This is a genomic window from Pseudomonas azotoformans (assembly GCF_900103345.1).
In the GTDB taxonomy this organism is placed as follows: Bacteria; Pseudomonadota; Gammaproteobacteria; order Pseudomonadales; family Pseudomonadaceae; genus Aquipseudomonas; species Aquipseudomonas azotoformans.
Window position 1 is genome coordinate 6487103 of record NZ_LT629702.1, and the last position, 22588, is coordinate 6509690.

General features: G+C 61.3%; 19 protein-coding genes. 9 read left to right on the plus strand and 10 right to left on the minus strand.

The window, feature by feature from the left end:
- Positions 1 to 2: 2 nt before the first annotated feature.
- Positions 3 to 611: a transcriptional repressor LexA gene (gene lexA / locus BLR69_RS29465; RefSeq protein ID WP_003172575.1), complete on the minus strand. Its 609-nt coding sequence runs from the start codon at positions 609 to 611 to the stop codon at positions 3 to 5.
- Positions 612 to 874: 263 nt separating this feature from the next.
- Here lexA and BLR69_RS29470 point away from each other — a divergent pair, with 263 nt between their 5' ends.
- Both BLR69_RS29470 and nagZ read left to right on the plus strand, forming a co-directional pair.
- The gene (locus BLR69_RS29470) at positions 875 to 1582 is read left to right on the plus strand and encodes a TetR/AcrR family transcriptional regulator (RefSeq protein ID WP_058425062.1); all 708 of its coding nucleotides are present in this window, start codon (positions 875 to 877) and stop codon (positions 1580 to 1582) included.
- 136 nt (positions 1583 to 1718) lie between these two features.
- Positions 1719 to 2729, plus strand: a complete 1011-nt coding sequence (nagZ, locus tag BLR69_RS29475; protein ID WP_071496723.1) for a beta-N-acetylhexosaminidase — start codon at positions 1719 to 1721, stop codon at positions 2727 to 2729.
- Between the two features lie 111 nt (positions 2730 to 2840).
- Here the strand turns inward: nagZ and BLR69_RS29480 are convergent, their stop codons facing one another.
- From BLR69_RS29480 to mfd, 3 genes are read right to left on the minus strand one after another with little or no spacing between them, the layout of a single operon-like run.
- Positions 2841 to 5531 (minus strand): DEAD/DEAH box helicase, encoded by a 2691-nt coding sequence (locus tag BLR69_RS29480; RefSeq protein WP_071496722.1) that lies wholly within the window; start codon positions 5529 to 5531, stop codon positions 2841 to 2843.
- Between the two features lie 9 nt (positions 5532 to 5540).
- Positions 5541 to 6107, minus strand: coding sequence for a CsiV family protein (locus tag BLR69_RS29485; RefSeq protein ID WP_071496721.1), 567 nt, complete (start codon positions 6105 to 6107; stop codon positions 5541 to 5543).
- Between the two features lie 11 nt (positions 6108 to 6118).
- Positions 6119 to 9568 carry a transcription-repair coupling factor gene (mfd, locus tag BLR69_RS29490; protein WP_071496720.1) on the minus strand — a complete coding sequence of 1150 codons (3450 nt, stop codon included), beginning with the start codon at positions 9566 to 9568 and terminating at the stop codon, positions 6119 to 6121.
- A gap of 340 nt (positions 9569 to 9908) precedes the next feature.
- On the opposite strand from mfd, the gene BLR69_RS29495 reads away from it, so the two are divergent.
- Positions 9909 to 11372, plus strand: coding sequence for a glyceraldehyde-3-phosphate dehydrogenase (locus BLR69_RS29495; protein WP_071496719.1), 1464 nt, complete (start codon positions 9909 to 9911; stop codon positions 11370 to 11372).
- Between the two features lie 187 nt (positions 11373 to 11559).
- On the opposite strand, the gene BLR69_RS29500 is transcribed toward BLR69_RS29495, so the two are convergent.
- Positions 11560 to 12081, minus strand: coding sequence for a chalcone isomerase family protein (locus BLR69_RS29500; protein ID WP_071496718.1), 522 nt, complete (start codon positions 12079 to 12081; stop codon positions 11560 to 11562).
- A gap of 234 nt (positions 12082 to 12315) precedes the next feature.
- On the opposite strand from BLR69_RS29500, the gene sthA reads away from it, so the two are divergent.
- Positions 12316 to 13710 carry a Si-specific NAD(P)(+) transhydrogenase gene (gene sthA / locus BLR69_RS29505; RefSeq protein ID WP_016975273.1) on the plus strand — a complete coding sequence of 465 codons (1395 nt, stop codon included), beginning with the start codon at positions 12316 to 12318 and terminating at the stop codon, positions 13708 to 13710.
- A 42-nt stretch (positions 13711 to 13752) separates the two neighbouring features.
- On the opposite strand, the gene BLR69_RS29510 is transcribed toward sthA, so the two are convergent.
- Positions 13753 to 14475 (minus strand): glycerophosphodiester phosphodiesterase, encoded by a 723-nt coding sequence (locus BLR69_RS29510; protein WP_016975274.1) that lies wholly within the window; start codon positions 14473 to 14475, stop codon positions 13753 to 13755.
- A 43-nt stretch (positions 14476 to 14518) separates the two neighbouring features.
- Positions 14519 to 15103 (minus strand): PilZ domain-containing protein, encoded by a 585-nt coding sequence (locus BLR69_RS29515; protein ID WP_058424553.1) that lies wholly within the window; start codon positions 15101 to 15103, stop codon positions 14519 to 14521.
- A gap of 94 nt (positions 15104 to 15197) precedes the next feature.
- Between BLR69_RS29515 and BLR69_RS29520 the strand changes: the two genes are divergently transcribed.
- The 3 genes from BLR69_RS29520 to BLR69_RS29530 all read left to right on the plus strand — a co-directional run bounded on the left by BLR69_RS29520 (position 15198) and on the right by BLR69_RS29530 (position 18446).
- Entirely contained in the window at positions 15198 to 16448 is a 1251-nt protein-coding gene (locus BLR69_RS29520; protein ID WP_071496717.1) for a lipoprotein-releasing ABC transporter permease subunit, read from the plus strand.
- 7 nt (positions 16449 to 16455) lie between these two features.
- Positions 16456 to 17139, plus strand: a complete 684-nt coding sequence (gene lolD, locus BLR69_RS29525) for a lipoprotein-releasing ABC transporter ATP-binding protein LolD (protein ID WP_017477213.1) — start codon at positions 16456 to 16458, stop codon at positions 17137 to 17139.
- 62 nt (positions 17140 to 17201) lie between these two features.
- Complete coding sequence (locus tag BLR69_RS29530) at positions 17202 to 18446, plus strand: lipoprotein-releasing ABC transporter permease subunit (protein WP_071496716.1); 1245 nt, start codon at positions 17202 to 17204, stop codon at positions 18444 to 18446.
- A gap of 105 nt (positions 18447 to 18551) precedes the next feature.
- Here BLR69_RS29530 and BLR69_RS29535 read toward each other — a convergent pair whose 3' ends face one another.
- Both BLR69_RS29535 and BLR69_RS29540 read right to left on the minus strand, forming a co-directional pair.
- On the minus strand, positions 18552 to 19898 hold the full coding sequence (locus BLR69_RS29535; RefSeq protein ID WP_071496715.1) for a heavy metal sensor histidine kinase: 1347 nt from the start codon (positions 19896 to 19898) through the stop codon (positions 18552 to 18554).
- Positions 19895 to 20575 (minus strand): heavy metal response regulator transcription factor, encoded by a 681-nt coding sequence (locus BLR69_RS29540; protein ID WP_071496714.1) that lies wholly within the window; start codon positions 20573 to 20575, stop codon positions 19895 to 19897. Before BLR69_RS29540 ends, BLR69_RS29535 begins: the two co-directional genes overlap by 4 nt.
- A 154-nt stretch (positions 20576 to 20729) precedes the next feature.
- Here BLR69_RS29540 and copI point away from each other — a divergent pair, with 154 nt between their 5' ends.
- Together copI and queF are read left to right on the plus strand one after the other, a co-directional pair.
- Positions 20730 to 21242 (plus strand): copper-resistant cuproprotein CopI, encoded by a 513-nt coding sequence (copI, locus tag BLR69_RS29545; RefSeq protein WP_071496713.1) that lies wholly within the window; start codon positions 20730 to 20732, stop codon positions 21240 to 21242.
- A gap of 69 nt (positions 21243 to 21311) precedes the next feature.
- A complete protein-coding gene (gene queF, locus BLR69_RS29550) occupies positions 21312 to 22142 on the plus strand; it encodes an NADPH-dependent 7-cyano-7-deazaguanine reductase QueF (RefSeq protein ID WP_071496712.1) in 831 nt (276 codons plus the stop codon).
- Between the two features lie 117 nt (positions 22143 to 22259).
- Here the strand turns inward: queF and BLR69_RS29555 are convergent, their stop codons facing one another.
- Complete coding sequence (locus BLR69_RS29555) at positions 22260 to 22526, minus strand: DUF4404 family protein (RefSeq protein ID WP_058424546.1); 267 nt, start codon at positions 22524 to 22526, stop codon at positions 22260 to 22262.
- Positions 22527 to 22588 lie beyond the last annotated feature (62 nt).

Here is a 22588-nt window from a genome sequence, read left to right on the forward strand (position 1 = left end):
CTTTAGCGGCGAATGACGCCGACGCTCAAGCCTTCGATCACCAGGTCCTGATCTTTCAGGTTCACTTCAATCGGGGCGAACTCAGGGTTCTCGGCCAGGAGCCAGACCTTGCTGCCTTCGCGCTTGAAGCGTTTGACGGTGACTTCATCGCCGATTCGAGCGACGACGATCTGGCCATTACGGGCTTCGCGTGTGGTGTGGACGGCCAGCAGGTCGCCGTCGAAGATGCCCACGTCCTTCATGCTCATGCCATGGACCCGCAAGAGGTAGTCGGCGCGAGGGTGGAAGAAGGTAGGGTTGATGTTGCAGGACTCCTCGACGTGCTGCTGCGCCAGGATCGGCGCACCGGCGGCGACGCGGCCGATGATCGGCAGGGTCGATTCGTCGGCCTTGGCTTCGAAGCCAGGGATGCGAATACCGCGTGAGGCACCGGGGGTCATCTCGATCGCGCCTTTGCGAGCGAGGGCCTTGAGGTGTTCCTCGGCGGCGTTGGGGGACTTGAACCCCAGTTCCAGCGCAATTTCCGCTCGTGTCGGCGGGTAGCCATTGTCATCGAGGCAGCGCTTGATAAAAGCCAGAATCTCAGCTTGGCGTGGCGTCAGTTTTAGCATGTTGATCGCTCTGTCTTTTTATACAGTGACTGGGATTATATACAGTGAACTGCGCTTGGCAATCATCCTTTTCTACCGCTCCGCTGGACGGTCATCCTTCATACTTCCTGCAAGCCCGAGATAGCGCTGCCTACAGACCCGCAGTGATGTGATTAAATAGCGATGAAATACATGACTGCCCGGCCGGAAAACGAACTCGCAGGCTTGACAAGACACACTCTGAAACGTATGTTTCAAACAAGTGTTTGTCAGGCGGAGTAGCCATGGCCCAGTCGGAAACCGTTGAACGCATTCTCGATGCTGCCGAGCAATTGTTCGCGGAAAAAGGATTTGCTGAAACTTCATTGCGGCTGATCACCAGCAAGGCTGGCGTCAACCTCGCCGCAGTGAACTATCATTTCGGCTCGAAAAAGGCCCTGATCCAGGCGGTGTTCTCGCGCTTCCTGGGGCCGTTTTGTGCCAGTCTCGACCGTGAGCTTGAGCGTCGCCAGGGCAAGGCTGATCACAAGCCGACCCTCGAAGAACTGCTGGAAATCCTCGTTGAACAAGCCTTGGTGGTTCAGCCCCGCAGCGGCAACGATTTGTCGATCTTCATGCGCCTGCTGGGCCTTGCGTTCAGCCAGAGCCAGGGGCACCTGCGGCGTTACCTGGAAGACATGTACGGCAAGGTATTTCGTCGCTATATGTTGCTGGTCAACGAGGCCGCTCCGCGTATTCCACCGATTGAGCTGTTCTGGCGCGTGCACTTCATGCTCGGTGCCGCGGCGTTCAGCATGTCCGGGATCAAGGCGCTGCGGGCGATTGCCGAGACCGATTTCGGCGTCAACACCTCAATTGAGCAAGTGATGCGCCTGATGGTGCCATTCCTGGCTGCCGGCATGCGTGCCGAAACCGGCGTGACCGACCCGACGATGGCCGCCGCCCAATTGCGCCCGCGCAGCAAATCCGCGCCAACCCCCGCCAAGGTTTGACCCTGCCGGGTGTGCGCAGCCGCTTGCATCCGCTAAGCTAGCGGCCCATGCCGAATTCAGCTATTTACTCGCAACCTGTTGTGCTCACTGTGCCTGGTGGGGGCAACGGGTTGTGTGCGTTTTATAAGGAAGGTTTATGACTGCTGCCCTGCAAGGTTCTTTGATGGTCGACGTTGCCGGCACTTGGCTCACGGCCGAGGACCGCCATCTGCTGCGCCAGCCTGAAGTGGGCGGCCTGATCATTTTCGCGCGCAATATCGAGCACCCGCGCCAGGTGCGTGAGTTGAGCGCGGCGATTCGTGCCGTGCGCCCGGACCTGCTGCTGGCGGTCGACCAGGAGGGCGGTCGCGTACAACGCCTGCGTCAGGGCTTCGTGCGGCTGCCGGCCATGCGCGCCTTGGCGGATAACCCGAATGCGCAATACCTGGCCGAGCAGTGCGGTTGGATCATGGCCACCGAAGTACTGGCCGTGGGCCTGGACCTGAGCTTCGCCCCAGTGCTGGACCTGGATTACCAGCGCAGCGCCGTGGTCGGCACCCGTTCCTTCGAGGGCGACCCCGAGCGCGCCGCTGTGCTGGCGGGTGCATTCATCCGTGGCATGAACAGCGCCGGTATGGCTGCCACCGGTAAGCATTTCCCCGGTCACGGTTGGGCCGAGGCCGATTCCCACGTCGCCATTCCCAATGATGAGCGTAGCCTGGAACAGATCCGCGCCAATGACCTGGTGCCTTTCGCGCGCTTGAGCAAGCAACTCGCGGCAGTCATGCCTGCCCACGTCATCTACCCACAAGTCGATACACAGCCGGCCGGGTTCTCGCGCCGCTGGTTGCAGGACATCCTGCGCGGTGAGTTGCAGTTCGACGGGGTGATTTTCAGCGATGACCTGTCCATGGCAGGTGCCCATGTGGTGGGCGACGCTGCCAGCCGCATCGAAGCGGCGCTGACGGCCGGATGCGACATGGGGCTGGTCTGCAACGATCGCGCGGCTGCCGAATTGGCACTGAGTGCGGCGCAGCGCATGAAGGTCACGCCGTCTGTGCGCATTGCACGCATGCGTGGGCAGGCGGTTGCTTCGACTGAGTACAAGCAGGATCCGCGTTGGTTGGCGGCGCTGACAGCGTTGCGGGATGCTCAACTGATTGGCTGAACACCGCGGCGCGGCCTTCGCGAGCAAGCCCGCTCCCACATTTGACTGCATTCCAAAGTTGGAACTCGGTCGAATGTGGGAGCGGGCTTGCTCGCGAAAGCGGTCTGGAAGTCAGCGCTTCTCTTGCTTGTTGGGCAACGGCGCAAACAGCGCTTCGATATCCTCGTTGCCCAACTGCCAATCCCCGGTCGTACGGCCATCCAGCACACCGGCCGCCAGGTCGGACTTTTCCTTTTGCAGGTGCTGGATTTTCTCCTCCACCGTGCCCCGGGCAATCATCTTGTAGACGAATACCGGCTTTTCCTGCCCGATGCGATACGCACGGTCAGTCGCCTGGTTCTCCGTCGCCGGGTTCCACCAGGGGTCATAGTGGATCACCGTATCGGCTTCGGTCAGGTTCAAGCCCACACCGCCGGCCTTCAGGCTGATCAGGAAAATCTGCAGCTTGCCGCTCTGGAAGTCCTTCACCGGCGTGCGTCGATCCCGCGTCTGGCCGGTCAACAAGGCGTAGGCAACACCGCGCTGTTTCAGCTCGGCTTCGATCAGGCTTAGCATCGAGGTGAACTGTGAAAACAGCAGGATCCGCCGACCTTCCTCAAACAACTCCTCAAGCATTTCCATCAAGCTATCGAGCTTGCCCGACGTGCTGCCGCGGGCGGGCAGGGTGGCGTCGTTGACCAGGCGCAAGTCGCAGCACACCTGGCGCAGCTTGAGCAGCGCCTCAAGAATGATGATCTGGCTGCGTGCCACGCCCTTGCGGGTGATCTCGTCGCGTACTTTCTTGTCCATGGCCAGGCGCATGGTTTCGTACACGTCGCGCTGGGCCTCGTTGAGGTCGACCCAATGGATGATCTCGGTCTTGGGCGGCAGCTCCGTGGCCACCTGTTCCTTGGTACGGCGCAGCAGGAAGGGTTTGATCCGACCGTTGAGGTGCTGCAGTCGTACGTCGCTGGCGCGCTTTTCGATGGGCACGCGGTAATCGCGGTTGAAGCTTTTTACGTCACCCAGCCAGCCCGGCAGCAGGAAGTGGAACAATGACCACAGCTCACCCAGATGGTTTTCCAGCGGCGTACCGCTCAGGCACAGGCGCTGCCGCGCATTCAGTTCGCGTGCCGCCTGGGCCGCCTTGCTGGACGGGTTCTTGATGTACTGGGCTTCATCGAGGATCAGCACATGCAGGGGCAGCGCCTTGAGCTGTTCGATGTCCTTGGGCAGCAAGGCGTAGGTGGTCAGGAGCAGGTCGTAGTCCTGCAGGTTCGCAAAATGTTTCTTGCGGGCCGCGCCATACAACGCCACCACTTTGAGTTGTGGCGTGAAGTGCGCCGCTTCATCCAGCCAGTTGGGAATCAGGCTGGTGGGCATTACCACCATGCAGGGGCGATCCAGGCGCCCGGCGTTTTTTTCACTGAGAATATGCGCCAGGGTCTGTAAGGTCTTGCCCAGCCCCATGTCATCCGCCAGTATCCCGCCCACATCGAGCTGGCGCAGCGACTGCATCCAGCTCAAGCCTTCCAGTTGGTACGGACGCAAGGTCGCGTTCAGCCCTTCGGGCGCCACGCAGCTGAAATCCTTGATGTCCCTCAGGCGCTGGGCGAAGTTACGGATCTTCTCGCCGCCTTCCCATTGCAGCGGCAGGTCTTCCAACGGGTTAAGGCGGATCGCATCGGCCTTGGCCAGGCGCAGCGTGGTGGCGTCGGCTTCCTGTAGATAAAACTCACCGAGGGTGGCCAGTACCGGTTTGAGTCGGCCATAGGGCAGCGCAACTTGTATGGGGCCGTGCCCATTGGGCAGGCCAGGGATATTCACCAGGATCAGCTCATCATCGCGGCGCCGCGCCAGTTTCTCCGGGTTGAGGATCTCGGTGTGGGAGCGCATCAGGTTCAGCAGGATCGGCAACAGGCTCAGGCGCTCGCCGTTGACGATGATCCCCAGCTCCAGGTCGAACCAGTCGCGCTCCGGCCCTTCATCAACCGTGGCATACCAGTCATCGACGGCGCTCAGGTCGAAGCCGAAATCATCATCGATCAGCAGCTCCCAGCCCTCGGCCCGCAAGGTCGGTGTGGCATTGAGGGTAAAGGTCAGCCAGGCACTGTCATTGACCATCTCGAACAGCTCGCCGGCGCTTTCCGGCAGGGCCTTGCTCTGGCGCGTGGCGATCTTGAAACCCAACAGGCGCAGTTGCTCGCGGTACGGCTGTTCCAGCTCGGGATGGCGCTTGATGCGCAGGCTCTGGGTGTCCTGGCGCACGATGATGTCGGCGTTTTTCTGCCCGCTGACATAGTTGCCCAAATAGTTGAACGACAGCGCCGCCCGATGCTGGATATAGCGCTGCATCTTGCCGTTGCGCGGTTCGAACGCGCTGAACTCTACGCTGGCCATCCACAGGCGTGGCACGGGCACCACGTCCTCCATGACCACCTGTGGCAGCACTGCGCGGTTTTCCAGGACTGCCTGGAGCTTTTCCAGCAGCTCGGCGTCCTGGGCCGCAGCAGGGAAGGCCAGGGTTTCCTGGACCTTGAGCAGTACCGCCGCGATGTGTTTGCAGTTGGTGTGCACCGGGCAAGTGCAGCGGCTGTCCACCAGGATCAGCGTGCCCTTGGCCGATTCGCGCAGCGAAATGGTCTGCCGGTAGACGTTGCCGCCTGAGCCTTCGCAACTGGCAATGATGGTGCTGTCGCCGGATTCGACGATGCGCACCCGGTTCTCCAGGGCATAGCGCCGCCCTCGCTCAAGGCTCTGCTCTTTAAAGCGATTGGCCCACGAAGGGGCCAGGGGTTTGGTCAGCGACGACGTCAGGGGCATGGCGTTGGATCAGTCCTGGAGGTCGGGCGGTGGTGCGCTGGGGGGCTTGGCGGTCAGCGAGGTGATCTTGATCAGCAACGCCAGGTGGCCGCCGTCCAGGTAGTTGAGCTGGTTGTTCTTGGTGCGCACGTCGGTCTGGCTCAGGTGTTCGCTGGCGATCACGCTGCCGTTGGCGTCGAACTGGTTGATCCAGAAGTTCGCATCGATATCGGTAAAACGCCCCAGTTGCAGGCTCAGCACGCCCTCGATCGGAAACTGGCCGAACTGCTCCTGGCCGTCGGTGATGGCGACTTTGACAGGCTGCTCGCCCAGGTTCTGTTCCCAGGCCTTATGCAGCAGCACCGTATAGGTGGAGTCGGCGCGCAGCTTATCGACAATGTTGGACAGGCGCGGCGGGCTCAGCCGGTCGCCCAGGCGCGCAGCGCCAGCATCCCAGTTTTCCGGGGCGGCGCGGCTGTTGATCGCCGGTTCAGCGTTCTGGCGCACCAGGATCATTTCCACCTGGTACGGGCTGTCGGCGAACGCCGCAGGTGCCACGACCACCAACAACAGGCTCAACATGCGGAACAGGCGCATTCGGGCGTCCTTCAAGCAGGTTTCGGGATGAGGCGCTCGAACAACGCCTCCAAGGTATTAAAGCGTTCTTCGGCACGTTCCATCGGCACCATGAACTTGAACAGCGTAGCCCCTTCGAACTTGTAGCGGTTGGGCTGGCCCTGGATCAGCTTGATCAGCACCAACGGGTCCACGGGGGTCTGCGCCTCGAATTCAATGCGCCCACCCTGCGGCCCGGCGTCGACCTTCTTGATCCCCAGTTGCTCGGCCTGCAATTTGAGCAGGGTCAGGCGTACCAGGTTCTTGGTCGGCTCCGGCAACAGGCCGAAGCGGTCGATCATCTCCACCTGCAGGTCCTTGAGGCCTTCTTCGTCGGTGGCCGAGGCGATGCGCTTGTACAGGATCAGCCGTGCATGCACATCCGGCAGGTAGTCCTCGGGAATCAACGCCGGCAAGCGCAGGTTGATCTCCGGACCGCCGCCCAATGGTTGATCTAGGTTCGGTTGCTCGCCCTTGCGGATGGCTTTTACCGCTCGCTCGAGCATCTCCATATACAGGGTGAAGCCCACCGCCTGGATCTGCCCGCTCTGACCATCGCCCAGCAGTTCGCCGGCGCCACGGATTTCCAGGTCGTTGGTGGCCAGAACAAAACCGGCGCCCAGGTCCTGTGTATTGGCAATGGCCTCCAGGCGTTTTTCCGCATCGCCGGTGATTTGCTGGCGCGGTGGTGTCAGCAGATAGGCATAGGCCTGGTGGTGACTGCGCCCGACGCGGCCGCGTAATTGGTGAAGCTGCGCCAGGCCGAACTTGTCGGCGCGCTCGATGATGATGGTGTTGGCGCTCGGCACGTCGATGCCAGTCTCGATGATGGTCGAGGCGATCAGCACGTTGAAGCGCTTGTGGTAGAAGTCGCTCATCACCTGTTCGAGTTCGCGCTCGCGCATCTGCCCGTGGCCGATGGCGATACGTGCCTCCGGCACCAGCTCGGCCAGGTCGGCGGCGCATTTTTCGATGGTCTTCACGTCGTTGTGCAGGTAATACACCTGGCCGCCGCGCAGCAGTTCGCGCAGCAGCGCTTCCTTGACCGTGCTTTTGTTCTGCTCCATCACGAAGGTGCGCACCGACAAACGACGCGCCGGCGGCGTGGCGATGATCGACAGGTCGCGCATACCCGACACGGCCATGTTCAGCGTGCGCGGAATCGGCGTGGCGGTGAGAGTGAGGATGTCGACTTCGCTGCGCAGGGCCTTGAGCTGTTCTTTCTGGCGCACACCAAAGCGGTGTTCTTCGTCGATGATCACCAGGCCCAGGTTCTTGATCTTCACGTCATCCGACAGCAGCTTGTGCGTGCCGATCACGATGTCGATCTTGCCTTCGGCCAAGTCGGCGACGGCGGCGTTCACTTCCTTGGCCGATTTGAAGCGGCTCATCACTTCGACGGTCACCGGCCAATCGGCAAAACGGTCGCGGAAGCTGTTGTAGTGCTGTTGGGCGAGCAGGGTGGTGGGCACCAGGATCGCCACTTGTTTGCCGCCATGCACTGCGATGAAGGCGGCGCGCATCGCCACTTCGGTCTTGCCGAAGCCCACATCGCCGCAGACCAGGCGGTCCATCGGCTTGGGTGCGAGCATGTCGGCGCGCACCGCTTCGATGGTGGTTTGCTGGTCGGGGGTTTCTTCGAAAGCGAAGCCGGCGCTGAAGGTGGCGTAGTCGGCTTTCGGGTCGGCGAACGCGTAACCCTCACGCGCAGCGCGGCGCGCATAGATGTCGAGCAGCTCGGCGGCGACGTCGCGCACCTGTTCGGCGGCCTTGCGCTTGGCTTTCTGCCAGGTTTCGGAGCCCAGGCGATGCAACGGCGCCAGAGCGTCGTCGCTGCCGGTGTAGCGGGCGATCAGGTGCAGGCTGGCTACCGGCACATAGAGCTTGGCGCCTTCGGCGTATTCCATGGTGAGGAATTCGGCGGCCTGGTTGTCGATCTCCAGGGTCTGCAGGCCCAGGTAACGGCCGACGCCGTGGTCGATATGCACCACCGGCGCGCCTTCGCGCAGTTCGGTGAGGTTTTTGATTACGGCATCGTTGTTGGCGTCGGCGCGTTTTTCACGGCGGCGACGCTGCATTACGCGTTGGCCGAACAGCGGGCTCTCGGCGATCAGCGCCAGGGCCGGATCATCCAGCAACAGGCCTTCATCGAGCGGCGCGATGGTGATTGCCAGGCGCTCTTTGCTCTTGACGAAATCCGGCCAGCTGTCGACGGTTTTCGGTCGCAGCTTCAGGCGTTCGAGCAGTTCCAGCAGTACTTCGCGGCGGCCGGCAGACTCGGCGGTAAACAGCACGCGGCCTGGGAAGTCGGCGAGGAAGTTGGACAGCGCTTCCAGCGGTTGCGTGGCTTTGGCCTGGATCGCCAGGTCGGGCAACGTGCCCGCGGGGAAGCGTTCGCGACCGACACCGGTGTCGACATCCTGCTGGCTGGCGACCACGCGCGGCCAGTTTTTCAGGCGTGCGAAGCAGTCTTCCACCGGCAGGAACAGCTCGGCGGGCGGCAATAAAGGACGGGATGGGTCGACGCGGCGTTCTTCATAACGGTTGCGCACGTCGTTCCAGAAGTTTTCCGCCGCTTGTTCGATACCTGGCAGCGAGAACACTTGGGTGTCCTGGGGCAGGTAATCAAACAGGGTGGAGGTTTCATCGAAGAACAGCGGCAGGTAGTACTCGATACCGGCCGGGGTAATCCCGCTGCTCAGGTCCTGGAAGATCGGGCAGCGGCGGAAGTCCACGTCGAAGCGTTCACGAAAGCGCGCCTTGAAGCGGGTGACCGCGTCTTTTTGCAGCGGGAATTCCCGTGCCGGCAGCAGCTTGATCGAGTCCACTTTGTCGATGGAGCGCTGGTTCTCGGGGTCGAAGGTACGCAGGGTCTCGATTTCGTCATCGAACAGGTCGATGCGATAGGGCAGTTTGCTGCCCATCGGAAACAGGTCGATCAACGCACCGCGCACCGCGAACTCACCGTGCTCGTACACCGTGTCGACGCAACGGTAGCCGCTGGCTTCCAGGCGCGTGCGCATCTGTTCTACATCGAGCTTCTGGCCGACATCCAGCACCAGGCTGCTGCCCAGCAGGAACTTGGTCGGCGCCAGGCGATGCAGTGCCGTTGTTATCGGCACCACCAACACGCCGTGGGCCAGTTCCGGCAGGCGGTACAGACTGGCGATGCGCTGGGAGATGATGTCTTGGTGCGGCGAGAACAGGTCGTAGGGCAGGGTTTCCCAGTCGGGGAAATGCAGCACCGGCAAATCGGGGGCGAAGAAGCTCAGCTCCTGTTCCAACCGTTCGGCGCTTTGGCTGTCGGCGGTGAGCAGCAGGGTAAAGCGCTTGGCTGCGCTGGCAGCCTCGGCGATGGCCAGGCTCAGGGCGGCACCGGGCAGGTTGCCCCAATGCTGTTTACCTGCCTCGGCAGGGAGTAGCGGTAGACGCAGAACGGGCACGGAAGGTTGAGCTCCAAGCGTTGCGACAAAGTCGGTAATTGTAACGGCCCAAGGTGCCGCCTGTCAGTTGCTGACTGAGCCTATTACGGTTTGTAGGAAATGTAGTGGCTAAGACAAACAATGGCGGGTTTTGACTCAATATGTAGTGCCGAAAGACGCGATTGTTTAGGAGGGTTACGGACAAGTCGGCCGGCTCTCCCAATTGGCGGCCTTCTGGAACCCGCGTATTTACTGGGCTGTAGCGCGGCGGTATTTTTTGGCAAGGGGTTTTTGTTGTGGGACGCGCATTGCTCCGAGGGCGGTCGGGCGGCATAATGTAGCCCCTTTTTTCAGCCCCTACATGTGGAAGGTTCCCGTGACTCAGAAGCCCGACCAGTGTCTTGGTGAATGGATCGACCGTGAAGCACTCGCAGAAGCGATGATCCCGCTTATCGGTCAGCTGTACCGCAATAACAATGTGGTGAGCTCGATCTATGGCCGCAGCCTGATCAACCAGTCCGTCATCGCGATTCTCAAAGCCCACCGCTTTGCACGCCATCGCTCTGCCGACGACAGCGAACTCTCCGTCCACGAAACATTCCCACTGCTTAAAGCCATGAGCGAGTTCAAGCTCGGCGCGGCCTCGGTAGACCTGGGCAAGCTGGCCTACAAATTCCGCAAGGAAGGTGCCGGTCGTACCGCCGAGCAGTTCGTGCGTGAAGAAATGGCCGATGTGGTTGGCCAGCAAAACGCCGCTGCCCGCAAAGGCACCGACGTGGTGCTGTACGGCTTCGGTCGTATCGGCCGCCTGCTGGCGCGCATCCTGATCGAAAAAACCGGTGGCGGCGACGGCCTGCGCCTGCGGGCCATCGTGGTGCGCAAAGGTGCCGAGAACGACCTGACCAAGCGTGCCAGCCTGCTGCGCCGCGATTCGGTACACGGTCCGTTCAACGGCACCATCGTCATCGACGAAGAAAACAACACCATCACCGCCAACGGTAACCTGATCCAGGTGATCTACGCGAAGAACCCGTCCGAGGTGGATTACACCCAGTACGGCATCAAGGACGCCCTGCTGGTGGACAACACCGGTGTATGGCGTGACGCCGAGGGCCTGGGCCAGCACCTGGCCTGCCCTGGTGTTGATCGCGTTGTCCTGACCGCTCCGGGCAAAGGCAAGCTGAAGAACATCGTTCACGGCATTAATCACGGTGAAATCACCGCTGACGACAAGATCGTGTCCGCCGCGTCCTGCACCACCAACGCCATCGTGCCCGTGCTGAAGGCGGTGAATGACAAGTTCGGCATCGTCAATGGCCACGTCGAAACCGTTCACTCGTACACCAACGACCAGAACCTGATCGACAACTTCCACAAGGGCGATCGCCGTGGCCGTAGCGCCGCGTTGAACATGGTGATCACCGAGACCGGTGCGGCCACCGCTGCTGCCAAGGCATTGCCTGAGCTGGCCGGCAAGCTGACCGGTAACGCGATCCGCGTGCCTACGCCAAACGTGTCGATGGCCATTCTCAACCTGAACCTTGAGAAAGCCGCCACCCGTGAAGAGATGAACGAGTACCTGCGCTACATGGCGCTGCACTCGGACCTGCACAAGCAGATCGACTTCGTCAATTCCCAGGAAGTGGTCTCCACCGACTTCGTGGGCTCGCGTCACGCTGGTGTGGTGGACGCGGAAGCGACCATCACCCAGGACAACCGCGTTGTGCTGTACGTGTGGTACGACAACGAGTTCGGCTACAGCTGCCAGGTGGTTCGCGTGATGGAAGACATGGCTGGGGTCAACCCGCCTGCGTTTCCGCGCTAAGCACCCGCGTTGAATAAAAAAGCCCCGACTGGTTCGGGGCTTTTTTGTGTCTGGGGATTTTGTGCTGGCTGGAAGGGCCTCATCGGGGGCAAGCCCCCTCCCACATTTAAACCGCATTCCTGCAGGGTTAATGCGGTCCAGTGTGGGAGGGGGCTTGCCCCCGATGGCGTCAGTTCAATACATGTCTTTATTCCAGCAACCTCTCCGACAAGCCCTTGGGCGCTAACCAGATCCCCAGGTAAGCCCTCGCCAGCTCATCGTCGTTGCTGCTGAACAGCACTTCCCCATTGATCTCCAGGTTCAAGCCGCGTCCGGGTCGAAAATCCAGTGCGTAGCGATCACCGCTATGGATGTTGCGAAAGACGGCATGCAGTTTGTCCACTTCGGGTTTCAAGCGGTCGCTGACGTGCTGGCGCTCCAGCGTGGTATTGGCGGCCTTGATCACATCATTGCGATCAATATCGCGAAAGTAATACAGCTCCAAGCGCAGCGTCTTTTGCTGTTTCCAGGCTGACTCTGCGGGAGTGCCGGCTGGGGCATACAGCGCCGCGGCGTATACATCGGCCCAGAGATAGGTCAGTACTGCCTGGTTTTTCAGCGCCAATTCATGAGACTGCGGGGGGAAACCTGCCTGTTTGAGTCGGGCGGCTTCATTGGCTTGCACCGTGAACGAAAACATCAGTAATAAACAGAAAGCGACATGCCGCATAATGGCTCGTCCTGCAAAGGTGCGTGCCGACAGTGTAATTGCAATTTCCTGAGCGTGTAGTAGAGGCAATACTGGCCTACGACGCGACCAAGGGTTAATGTTCGCGGCGTTGAGCCTTATATAGACTGTGCCCCGGTTCACACACTTGAGCCAAATTGTCCTTCATGACCGCTGGCCGCGGCATGATTTAGCCCGGCGTCCAACCGTACGCCTGGCCTGTTCTGAGGAGTACGCATGGCTGTCTACAACTACGACGTGGTGGTGCTGGGTTCCGGCCCGGCTGGAGAAGGTGCGGCGATGAACGCTGCCAAAGCTGGGCGCAAGGTGGCGATGGTCGATAGCCGTCGCCAGGTCGGCGGTAACTGCACCCACCTGGGTACCATCCCGTCCAAGGCGTTGCGTCACTCCGTGCGCCAGATCATGCAATTCAACACCAACCCGATGTTCCGGGCCATTGGTGAGCCGCGCTGGTTCTCGTTCCCGGACGTGCTGAAAAGCGCCGAAAAGGTCATCTCCAAGCAAGTCGCGTCGCGCACCGGCTACTACGCCCGTAACCGCGTCGACCTGTTCTTCGGTACCGGCAGCTTTGCCGACGAGCAAACCATCGAAGTGGTCTGCCCCAACGGCGTGGTCGAGAAGCTGGTGGCCAAACACATCATCATCGCCACCGGCTCGCGCCCGTATCGCCCGGCGGACATCGATTTCCACCATCCGCGTATCTACGATAGCGACACCATCCTGAGCCTGGGCCACACCCCGCGCAAACTGATCATCTACGGCGCCGGCGTGATCGGCTGTGAGTACGCCTCGATCTTCAGCGGCCTGGGTGTACTGGTCGAGCTGGTGGACAACCGCGATCAGTTGCTGAGCTTCCTCGACTCGGAAATCTCCCAGGCGTTGAGCTATCACTTCAGCAACAACAACATCACGGTGCGCCACAACGAAGAGTACGAACGCGTCGAAGGCCTGGACAACGGGGTGATCCTGCACCTCAAGTCCGGCAAGAAGATCAAGGCCGACGCCTTGCTGTGGTGCAACGGCCGTACCGGCAACACCGACAAGCTGGGCATGGAAAACATCGGGGTCAAGGTCAACAGCCGTGGCCAGATCGAAGTGGACGAGAACTACCGCACCTGCGTGGCGAACATCTACGGTGCCGGTGACGTGATCGGCTGGCCGAGCCTGGCCAGTGCCGCCCACGACCAGGGCCGTTCGGCCGCTGGCAGCATCGTCGACAATGGCAGCTGGCGCTACGTGAATGACGTGCCGACCGGGATCTACACCATTCCCGAGATCAGCTCGATCGGCAAGAACGAACACGAACTGACCAAGGCCAAGGTGCCTTACGAAGTGGGCAAGGCGTTCTTCAAGAGCATGGCGCGTGCGCAGATCGCCGGTGAGCCGCAAGGCATGCTGAAGATCCTGTTCCACCGCGAAACTCTTGAGGTACTCGGCGTGCATTGCTTCGGCTACCAGGCGTCGGAGATCGTGCACATCGGCCAGGCGATCATGAACCAGCCGGGCGAGCTCAATACCCTCAAGTACTTCGTCAACACCACGTTCAACTACCCGACCATGGCAGAAGCCTATCGGGTAGCGGCCTACGACGGCCTCAACCGGCTTTTTTGAGCGGCTCCGGCCGGTGGCCTGAGCCGGCCGGGGAGACCGATTTCAGTAATTCCCGAGGGTGGCAGTGGCCAAACCGGGAAAGTCTGTAATCAGGCTATCTACGCCGAAGTCGGCGAGCCTGCGCATCAGCGCGGGTTCGTTGACCGTCCACACGGACACGTGCAAGCCCTGGCGCTGGGCTTTTTCCAGTCGCTCAGGGGTGCACAGCGTCCAGTTCAACGCCAGGATCTCACAGCCATAGTTCTGCGCGACCTTCAACGGGTCGAGCCAGGCATATTCGGCGACCAGGCCGCGTGACAGGTCCGGGGTGAGTTCAACCGCTGCTTTCAGCACTTCCCGCGAACTTGAGGTGACGGTGACTTTGTCCATCAGGCCAAAGCGCACGGCCATTTCGCGAATCGCCAGCACGGTAGTGGCAGCGCGGGTGCGCGAGGCGCTTTTGACTTCCAGTTGCCAGTGATCGAAGTCGCACTTCTCGAACAGTTCTTCCAGGCGCGGAATCGGGCACGGCTTGACCCAGCCCGGGCCGCCTTTGCGCGCGTCCATCTTCACCAGGTCGGCTGCCGAATACTCGACGACCTTGCCGCGCCGGTCGGCGGTGCGCTTGAGGGTCGGGTCGTGGATGACCATCAGCTCGCCGTCCATGGACAGGTGCAAGTCCAGTTCGCAACGACGTACGCCGTGCTTGAGGCATTCCTGGAAGCTGGTCAGGGTGTTTTCCGGTGCTTCGCCTTTGGCACCGCGGTGGCCGTAAATCAGGGTCACAGTTGCTCCTATGCGCCAGGTCTGCTGGCGGGGTGATACGAATTCAGGTGTCTTGGGCGTCGCTCTGTTCCCGCGCCAGGCGTCGTTCCTGGGCCTGTTTCTGCAGGATATAGCGTGCCAGCAGTTGGCGTTGGGCGTCGGTCATGGCTTCGAATTCCGTGCCGACGTCAAAACCTGTGCCCTTGGGATCGCAATGGGTGACGCGGGCGCGCAGCAGCAGGCCAAGCGCCTGTGGCATCAGCACCAGCTTGACCGCCAGGTGCGCACCGGGCGACAGGGGCGTGGGATGCTGGAAGTCGATACCGCCCTCGGAAAGGATCACCGGCTGCGGTGCGCCGACTTCATCCAGCAGGCCGCGCGCCATGATCTGGCTGAGCAGGTCCAGGCGTTTGTTCTGTACTTTGAGGAAGGCGGCCAGGCTACGATCTTTCTCATTTATCTGGCGCAACAGGTGCTGGGCCTCGAATTCGCTGAGGTGCAGTTCGCTGAGCAGATTGAACAGCGGCGAATCATCCAGCAACACTTCCTTGCTCGCCGCCTCGGGGGCAGACAGGCTTTTGATTTGGAGTGCGATCATGTCGTCGATACGGTAGTATTCGCGGCGTTCTTCTTCATCTAATGTCGACATGGCGAACCCCAAGTAGCGTTAATGGTCTGAGTGTAAAGCTGCTTACCAGACCCCGCCACCGGGACGTCTTCTTTTCCTCCGAACAAGCCCCGACATGTTCAGACCTCTCTTCGTATTTATCGGCACGCGTTATACCCGTGCAAAGCGCCGCAATCATTTTGTGTCGTTCATTTCCCTGACTTCGATGATCGGGCTCGCCTTGGGCGTGGTCGTGATGATCGTGGTGCTGTCGGTGATGAATGGCTTCGATCATGAGATGCGCACCCGCGTGCTGGGCATGGTGCCCCACGCGACCATCGAGGGCGATGCGCCCATCAGCGACTGGCAAAGCCTGGCGGCCAAGGTCAAGCAGAACCCCAAGGTGCTGGCCGTCGCGCCGTTTACCCAGATGCAGGGGTTGCTGACCAATGACGGCAAGGTGCAGAAGATCCTGCTCAATGCCATCGACCCGGCCCAGGAACGCAACGTATCGATCATCGACAAGTTCATGTTGTCGGGCAAACTCGATGACCTGGCGCCCGGCGAGTTCGGCATCGTGATCGGCGACAAGGCGGCGGCCAAGCTCGGCGTGGGCCTGGGCGACAAGCTGACCTTCGTCGCGCCGGAAGTCACCGTGACCCCGGCCGGCATGTTCCCGCGCATGAAGCGCTTTACCGTAGTCGGCACCTTCCACGTCGGCGCTGGCGAGATCGACGGCTACCTCGGCCTGACCAACCTCACCGACCTGGCCCGCCTGCACCGCTGGCAGCCGGACCAGGTGCAGGGCTTGCGCCTGAAGTTCAACGACCTGTTCGACGCACCGCGCACCTCGTGGGAAATCGCCCAGCATTTGGGCGACAGCCAGTACTACGCCCGCGACTGGACCCGTACCCACGGCAACCTGTACCAGGCCATCCGCATGGAAAAAGCCATGATCGGCCTGCTGTTGCTGCTGATCGTCGCCGTGGCCGCCTTCAACATCATCTCCACGCTGGTGATGGTGGTGAACGACAAGAAGGGCGATATCGCCATCCTGCGCACCCTCGGCGCCACGCCGGGGCAGATCATGGCGATCTTCATGGTGCAGGGCACCGTGATCGGCGTGGTTGGCACCTTGATCGGCACGGCGGTCGGCATCCTGGCGGCGCTGAACGTGAGTAACGCCATCGCCGGCCTCGAAACCCTGATCGGCCACAAGTTTCTCAACGCCGACGTCTACTTCATCGACTACTTGCCGTCCCAGGTGCAGGCCCAGGACGTGTTGATGGTGGGCGGTGCTGCGTTGGTCCTGAGTTTTCTTGCCACCCTGTATCCAGCCTGGCGCGCGGCACGTACCCAGCCAGCACAGGCCTTACGTTATGAGTGAATCGGGCATGAGTGAAAAAGCAATCCTGAGCTGCCGCAACCTGGGCAAATCCTATGAGGAAGGTCCGGAGTCGGTGGTGGTGCTGTCCAACCTGCAACTTGAGCTGCACCCGGGCGAGCGCGTGGCGATCGTCGGCAGTTCCGGTTCCGGTAAAAGTACCTTGCTGAACCTGCTGGGCGGCCTGGATACGCCGTCCCAGGGCAGCGTGTGGCTGGCCGGTGAAGAACTGTCGGCCCTCGGTGAGAAGGCCCGTGGTCAGTTGCGCAACCGTTCGCTCGGTTTTGTGTACCAGTTCCATCACCTGTTGCCGGAGTTCACCGCCCTGGAAAACGTGTGCATGCCGCTGCTGATCGGCAAGACCGCGATCCCGGAAGCTCGCCAGCGTGCCAAGGCCCTGCTGGAGCGCGTCGGCCTCGGCCATCGCCTGGAGCACAAACCGGCCGAACTGTCCGGCGGCGAGCGCCAGCGTGTGGCGATTGCCCGTGCCCTGGTGAACAACCCGGGCCTGGTGATGCTCGATGAGCCGACCGGCAACCTCGACTCCCACACCGCCCAGGGCATCAAGGACTTGATGCTGGAACTGAGCACCCAGATGCGCACCGCGTTCCTGGTGGTGACCCATGACATGAGCATGGCCCGCCAGATGGACCGCGTGCTGCACCTGCAGGAAGGTCATCTGGTCGCCATCTGACCCGTTTCAAGCCCGGTGCTTCATGCGCCGGGCTTTTTCATTTTTTCAGGCGGTGCAAGCGAATGTTCAGACCGTTATCGATTTTCATCGGCACGCGCTATACCCGCGCCAAGCGCCGCAACCGTTTTGTTTCGTTTATCTCGATGACCTCGATGATCGGCCTTGCCCTGGGTGTGCTGGCGATGATCGTGGTGTTGTCGGTGATGAACGGCTTCCAGCGCGAAATGAGCTCGCGCATCCTCGGCATGGTGCCCCATGCGACTATCGTGGGCGTGAACCCGATCGATAATTGGCAGCCCGTGGCTGCCGCTGCGATGAAGAATCCGGAAGTCACCGCAGCGGTACCGTTCACACAGATGGACGGCATGTTCTCCTACAAAGGCGCGATGCAGCCGATCGAGATCAGCGGCATCGACCCGGCGCAGGAAGGCAAGGTGTCGATCGTGGCCCAGCATATCGTGCAGGGCAAACTGGATGACCTCAAACCCGGCGAATTCGGTGTAGTGGTCGGCGAAATCACCGCCCGGCGTTTTCGCCTGAATGTGGGCGACAAGCTGACCCTGATCGTGCCGGAAATCAGCACTGCACCGGGTGGCATCACCCCACGCATGCAGCGCTTGAACGTGGTGGGGATCTTCAAGGTCGGCGCCGAACTGGACGGCTCCATGGCCATGATCCACATGGCCGACGCCGCAGAGATCCAGCATTGGCAGCCGAACCAGGTGCAAAGCGTGCGCCTGGCGGTGAAAGACCTGTACGCGGCGCCCAAGGTTTCGGCGGATATCGCCGCCAGCCTGGGCAAAGGCTACAAACCCGATGACTGGACCCACACCCAGGGCAGCCTGTTCAGCGCGATGAAGATGGAAAAGACCATGATCGGTCTGCTGTTGCTGATGATCGTCGCCGTGGCGGCGTTCAATATCATCGCCACCTTGATCATGGTGGTGAACGACAAGGGTGCGGACATTGCGATTTTGCGCACCATTGGCGCCACGCCACGGCAGATCATGGCGATCTTTATGGTGCAGGGCACGGTGATCGGCATCGTCGGCACCTTGATCGGCGGCGTGTTGGGCGTGATTGCGGCGTTGAATGTGAGTGAATTGGTGGGCTGGATGGAGCGGGTCACCGGCCAGCATATCTTCAGTTCGGACGTGTATTTCGTCAGCAATCTGCCTTCGCAACTGCAGGGTGGGGATGTGGTGCTGATTTGCACGGCGGGGTTTGTGTTGAGCTTTTTGGCCACGCTGTACCCGGCGTATCGGGCGGCGAAGATTGAGCCGGCGCATGCGCTGAGATATTCGTAATATTCAGGACCGCCATCGGGGGCAAGCCCCCTCCCACACTTTGATCTGTGAATACATTCAAATGTGGGAGGGGGCTTGCCCCCGATAGGGCCGGTACAGCTTGCATCAATCTCCAGCAGGCAACTCGATCGCAAACCGCGTCCACCCCGCCCCGGATTCACAATAAATCCTCCCCCCATGCGCCCGCACAATCGACTGGGTAATCGCCAACCCCAGCCCCGCATGCTCGCTGCTGCCTTCATGCCGTGCCGGATCGGCCCGGTAGAATCGGTCAAACAATCTTGGCAGCAACTCGGTTGGAATACCGTCCCCGGTGTTTTCGACTGAAAGCCTCACCCCATCTTCCATACGCACACGCACCTGGCCACCTTGCGGGGTGAACCGCAGCGCGTTATCCAGCAGATTCGACAGCGCCCGCCGTAACATCCCTCGGTCGCCCGTCGTACGGGCCGTGCCCTCGCGAACCAGGCTGATTTGCCTGTCCTCCGCCAGCAGCGTGAAAAACTCCAGCAACGCATCCACTTCATCGGCCAGCGCCAAAGGCTCGCGCTTGGGCATCAGCAAGCCATGATCGGCCTTGGCCAGGTACAACATGTCATTGACCAGTTGCGCCATCCATTGCAGCTCTTCCAGGTTGCTGTGCAGCGCCTCGCGGTAATCTTCCAGCGGGCGTGGCTGGGTGAGGATGACCTGGGTCTGGGTCAGCAGGTTCGATAGCGGCGTGCGCAGTTCGTGGGCGATGTCGGCGGAGAACGCCGAGAGGCGCTGAAATGCGTCGTCCAGTCGGCCGAGCATGGCGTTGAAGGCCTGGGCCAGCTCGGCCAGCTCCGTCGGCATATTTTGCTGGGGCAGGCGCTGGGTCAGGGAGTGGGCCGACACGCTGGCGGCCACTTCGCCCATGCGCCGCAGTGGTCGCAACCCGCTGCGGGCGGCCCAGGCGCCGAGCAGGGCGGTGGCCAGGGCGGACAGGCCGACGGTGAGCCAGATCAGATGCTGCATGCGCTGCAGGAAATGCTGGTGGTGGGTGATATCGAGCATCAGCGTCAGTTGCGGCGAGCCGGGTTGGCCGGTCTGCAGCGGTGCGTTGTAGACCCGGTAGTCGGTGTCGGCATTTTGCAGGCTGTGCAGGCCGGGCGCTTCAGGCAAGTCGACGCTGGGGGCATCGTCCAGCCAGCGTTGGCCGGCGGCGGTGATACGCAGGGTCAGGTCGGGCTGGCGACTGAGCTCGGCGCGTAGTTGCGCCTTACGCTGGGCTAGGGCTTCCCGTGAGTCGACCCCCTGCAAGGTACTGCGCAGCGCCACCAGCTGGCTGTCGAGCTGTTGCTGGTCCAGCTCGATGAAGTGCGCTTCGCTGGCGCGGTTGAACAGCACACCGGCGATCAGCGACACCACCGCGGTGCAGGCGGCAAACAGCAACGCCAGGCGGCTGGCCAGGGACAGGCGCTTGATCAATTGACCCGCTCCTCCAGCACGTAGCCCATGCCGCGCACGGTGTGGATCAGTTTGTTGGGGAAGTTATCGTCGACTTTCAGGCGCAGGCGGCGGATGGCGACTTCGATGATGTTGGTGTCGCTGTCGAAGTTCATGTCCCATACCTGGGAGGCGATCAGCGATTTGGGCAGCACTTCGCCCTGGCGGCGCAGCAACAGCTCCAGCAGGGAGAACTCCTTGGCGGTCAGGTCGATGCGCTGGCCGTCCCGCTCGACGCGGCGGCGGATCAGGTCCAGGCGCAGGTCGGCCAGTTGCAGCGCGGTTTCCTGCGGTGTGCTGCCGCCCCGGCGCAACAGGCTGCGCACGCGTGCCAGCAGTTCGGAAAAGGCAAAAGGCTTGACCAGGTAGTCGTCGGCGCCCAGTTCCAGGCCTTGCACACGGTCTTCCACGGCATCGCGGGCGGTGAGGAACAGTACGGGAATGTCCAGGCCGGCGCTGCGCACGGCTTGAAGGATCTGCCAGCCATCCCGGCCCGGCAGCATCACATCGAGGATCAACAGGTCGTAGTCACCGGTCAATGCCAGGTGCTGGCCGCTGGTGCCGTCGGCCACCAGTTCGGTGGTAAACCCCGCCTCGGCCAGGCCCTGGCGCAGGTAGTGGCCGGTTTTGGGTTGGTCTTCGACGATCAGCAGTTTCATGGGCGGCTCTTGGCAACGGTGGACGACGGCTTTATACCTTGGGTGCCAGGGCAGGAGGGCAACCTGACAAAGTTGTAATCTAGCAGTCAGCTGGCTGGCAGCGGCGCATTCTTAGAGTGCTTCCCAGACGGTCACACATTTTTGGAGAGAAAAGATGGCGTTGCGTACACCCCTGTTGTTGGCGGGTTGCCTGTTGGCGTTGAGTGCTGAGGCGATGGCTGAGGGCGCTCATACCTACGCGTTCGGCGAGGCTGCACCGGCGAGCAAAGCCACGCGTACCGTGGAGGTGACCTTGCAGGATATTTCCTTTTCGCCCAAGTCCCTGGATGTAAAAGCCGGTGAGACGGTGCGCTTTGTACTGGTCAACAAAGGGCAGTTGCTCCACGAATTCAACCTGGGCGACGCGGCGATGCATGCCGAGCACCAGAAGGAAATGCTACAGATGCAGGCCAGCGGCATGCTCACCTCCACTGGTATGGGCAATATGGACCACAGCGCCATGGGCCATGGCGCGATGAAGCACGACGATCCCAATAGCGTATTGGTCGAGCCGGGTAAAACTGCGGAGCTGACCTGGACGTTCACCAAGGCCACGGGCCTGGAGTTTGCCTGCAACCTGCCGGGGCATTACCAGGCGGGCATGGTCGGCAAGCTCAACGTCGATTGATCCGCTGGCGCTTAGGCGCGGGGGCAAAGGCTGGTAGACTGGCGCGGTTTATTTAGCCAGGTTTCCGCCATGCATCCCGCAGCCGAACATTCGCCGCTGGGCAAGTCCAGTGAATACATCTCCACCTACACCCCGTCGTTGCTGTTCCCGATCCCGCGTGCCGCCAAGTGGGCCGAGCTGGGCCTGAGCGCCGAGACCCTGCCGTACAAGGGCGTGGATTTCTGGAACTGCTTCGAACTGTCCTGGCTGCTGCCGTCGGGCAAGCCGGTGGTGGCCATCGGCGAATTCAGCATCCCGGCAGAATCGCCGAACATCATCGAGTCCAAGTCGTTCAAGCTGTACCTCAACTCGCTGAACCAGACCGCGTTTGCCGATACGGCCAGCCTGGAAGCCACCCTGCGTACTGACCTCAGCGCCGCTGCCGGTAAACCGGTGAGCGTACGCATCCGCAGCCTGGCCGAGATCGAGGCTGAAGGCGTGATGGCCTTGCCCGGTGTGTGCATCGATGACCTGGATATCCGCGTCAGCAACTACGAACACCCGCGCCCGGAACTGCTGCGTTGCGATGATTCGCGCATCGTCGAAGAAAGCGTGCACAGCCACCTGCTCAAATCCAACTGCCCGGTCACCAGTCAACCTGACTGGGGCAGCGTGGTGGTGGAATACCGTGGTCACGCGTTGGAACACGCCAGCCTGCTGGAATATATCGTGAGCTTTCGCCAGCACTCGGACTTCCATGAGCAGTGCGTGGAGCGCATCTTCCTGGACTTGCAGCGCCTGCTGAAGCCGGAAAAATTGACGGTGTATGCGCGCTATGTGCGACGGGGTGGGTTGGATATCAACCCGTATCGCAGTACTGAGGATGTGGCGTTCCAGAACGTACGCCTGGCCCGCCAATAGGCTTAATGCAAGATAAATGTGGGAGGGGGCTTGCCCCCGATGGCGCAGTGTCAGTCACAGAGTCTGTGTCTGAACCTCTGCTATCGGGGGCAAGCCCCCTCCCACATGTCGGGTAGATTAGATTCCCATGCTGCCCAGCGTATTCATGATATTGCGCAAGGTCCCGGAAATCACCGGGTGCTCGGCGTCGAACTCGATGGCCGCTTGATTCACATCGTCGGAAATACTCGGTGTTTGAGTGGCCGGCTCAAGCTCAAGTTGCAATTCAAACTTGGCAATCAAGGCTTCCAGCGCTGTACGCTTTTCTTCCGACAGCGGCGGTTCCTGTTCCAACTGCCCGCGCAGGATCTCGACCTGTTCTTCCAGTTTTTTGCGATCAGGCATGACGTGTTTCCTTTTATCGATAGGCACTGGCATAGACCACGGCACGCCGAGAAAGGTCTACG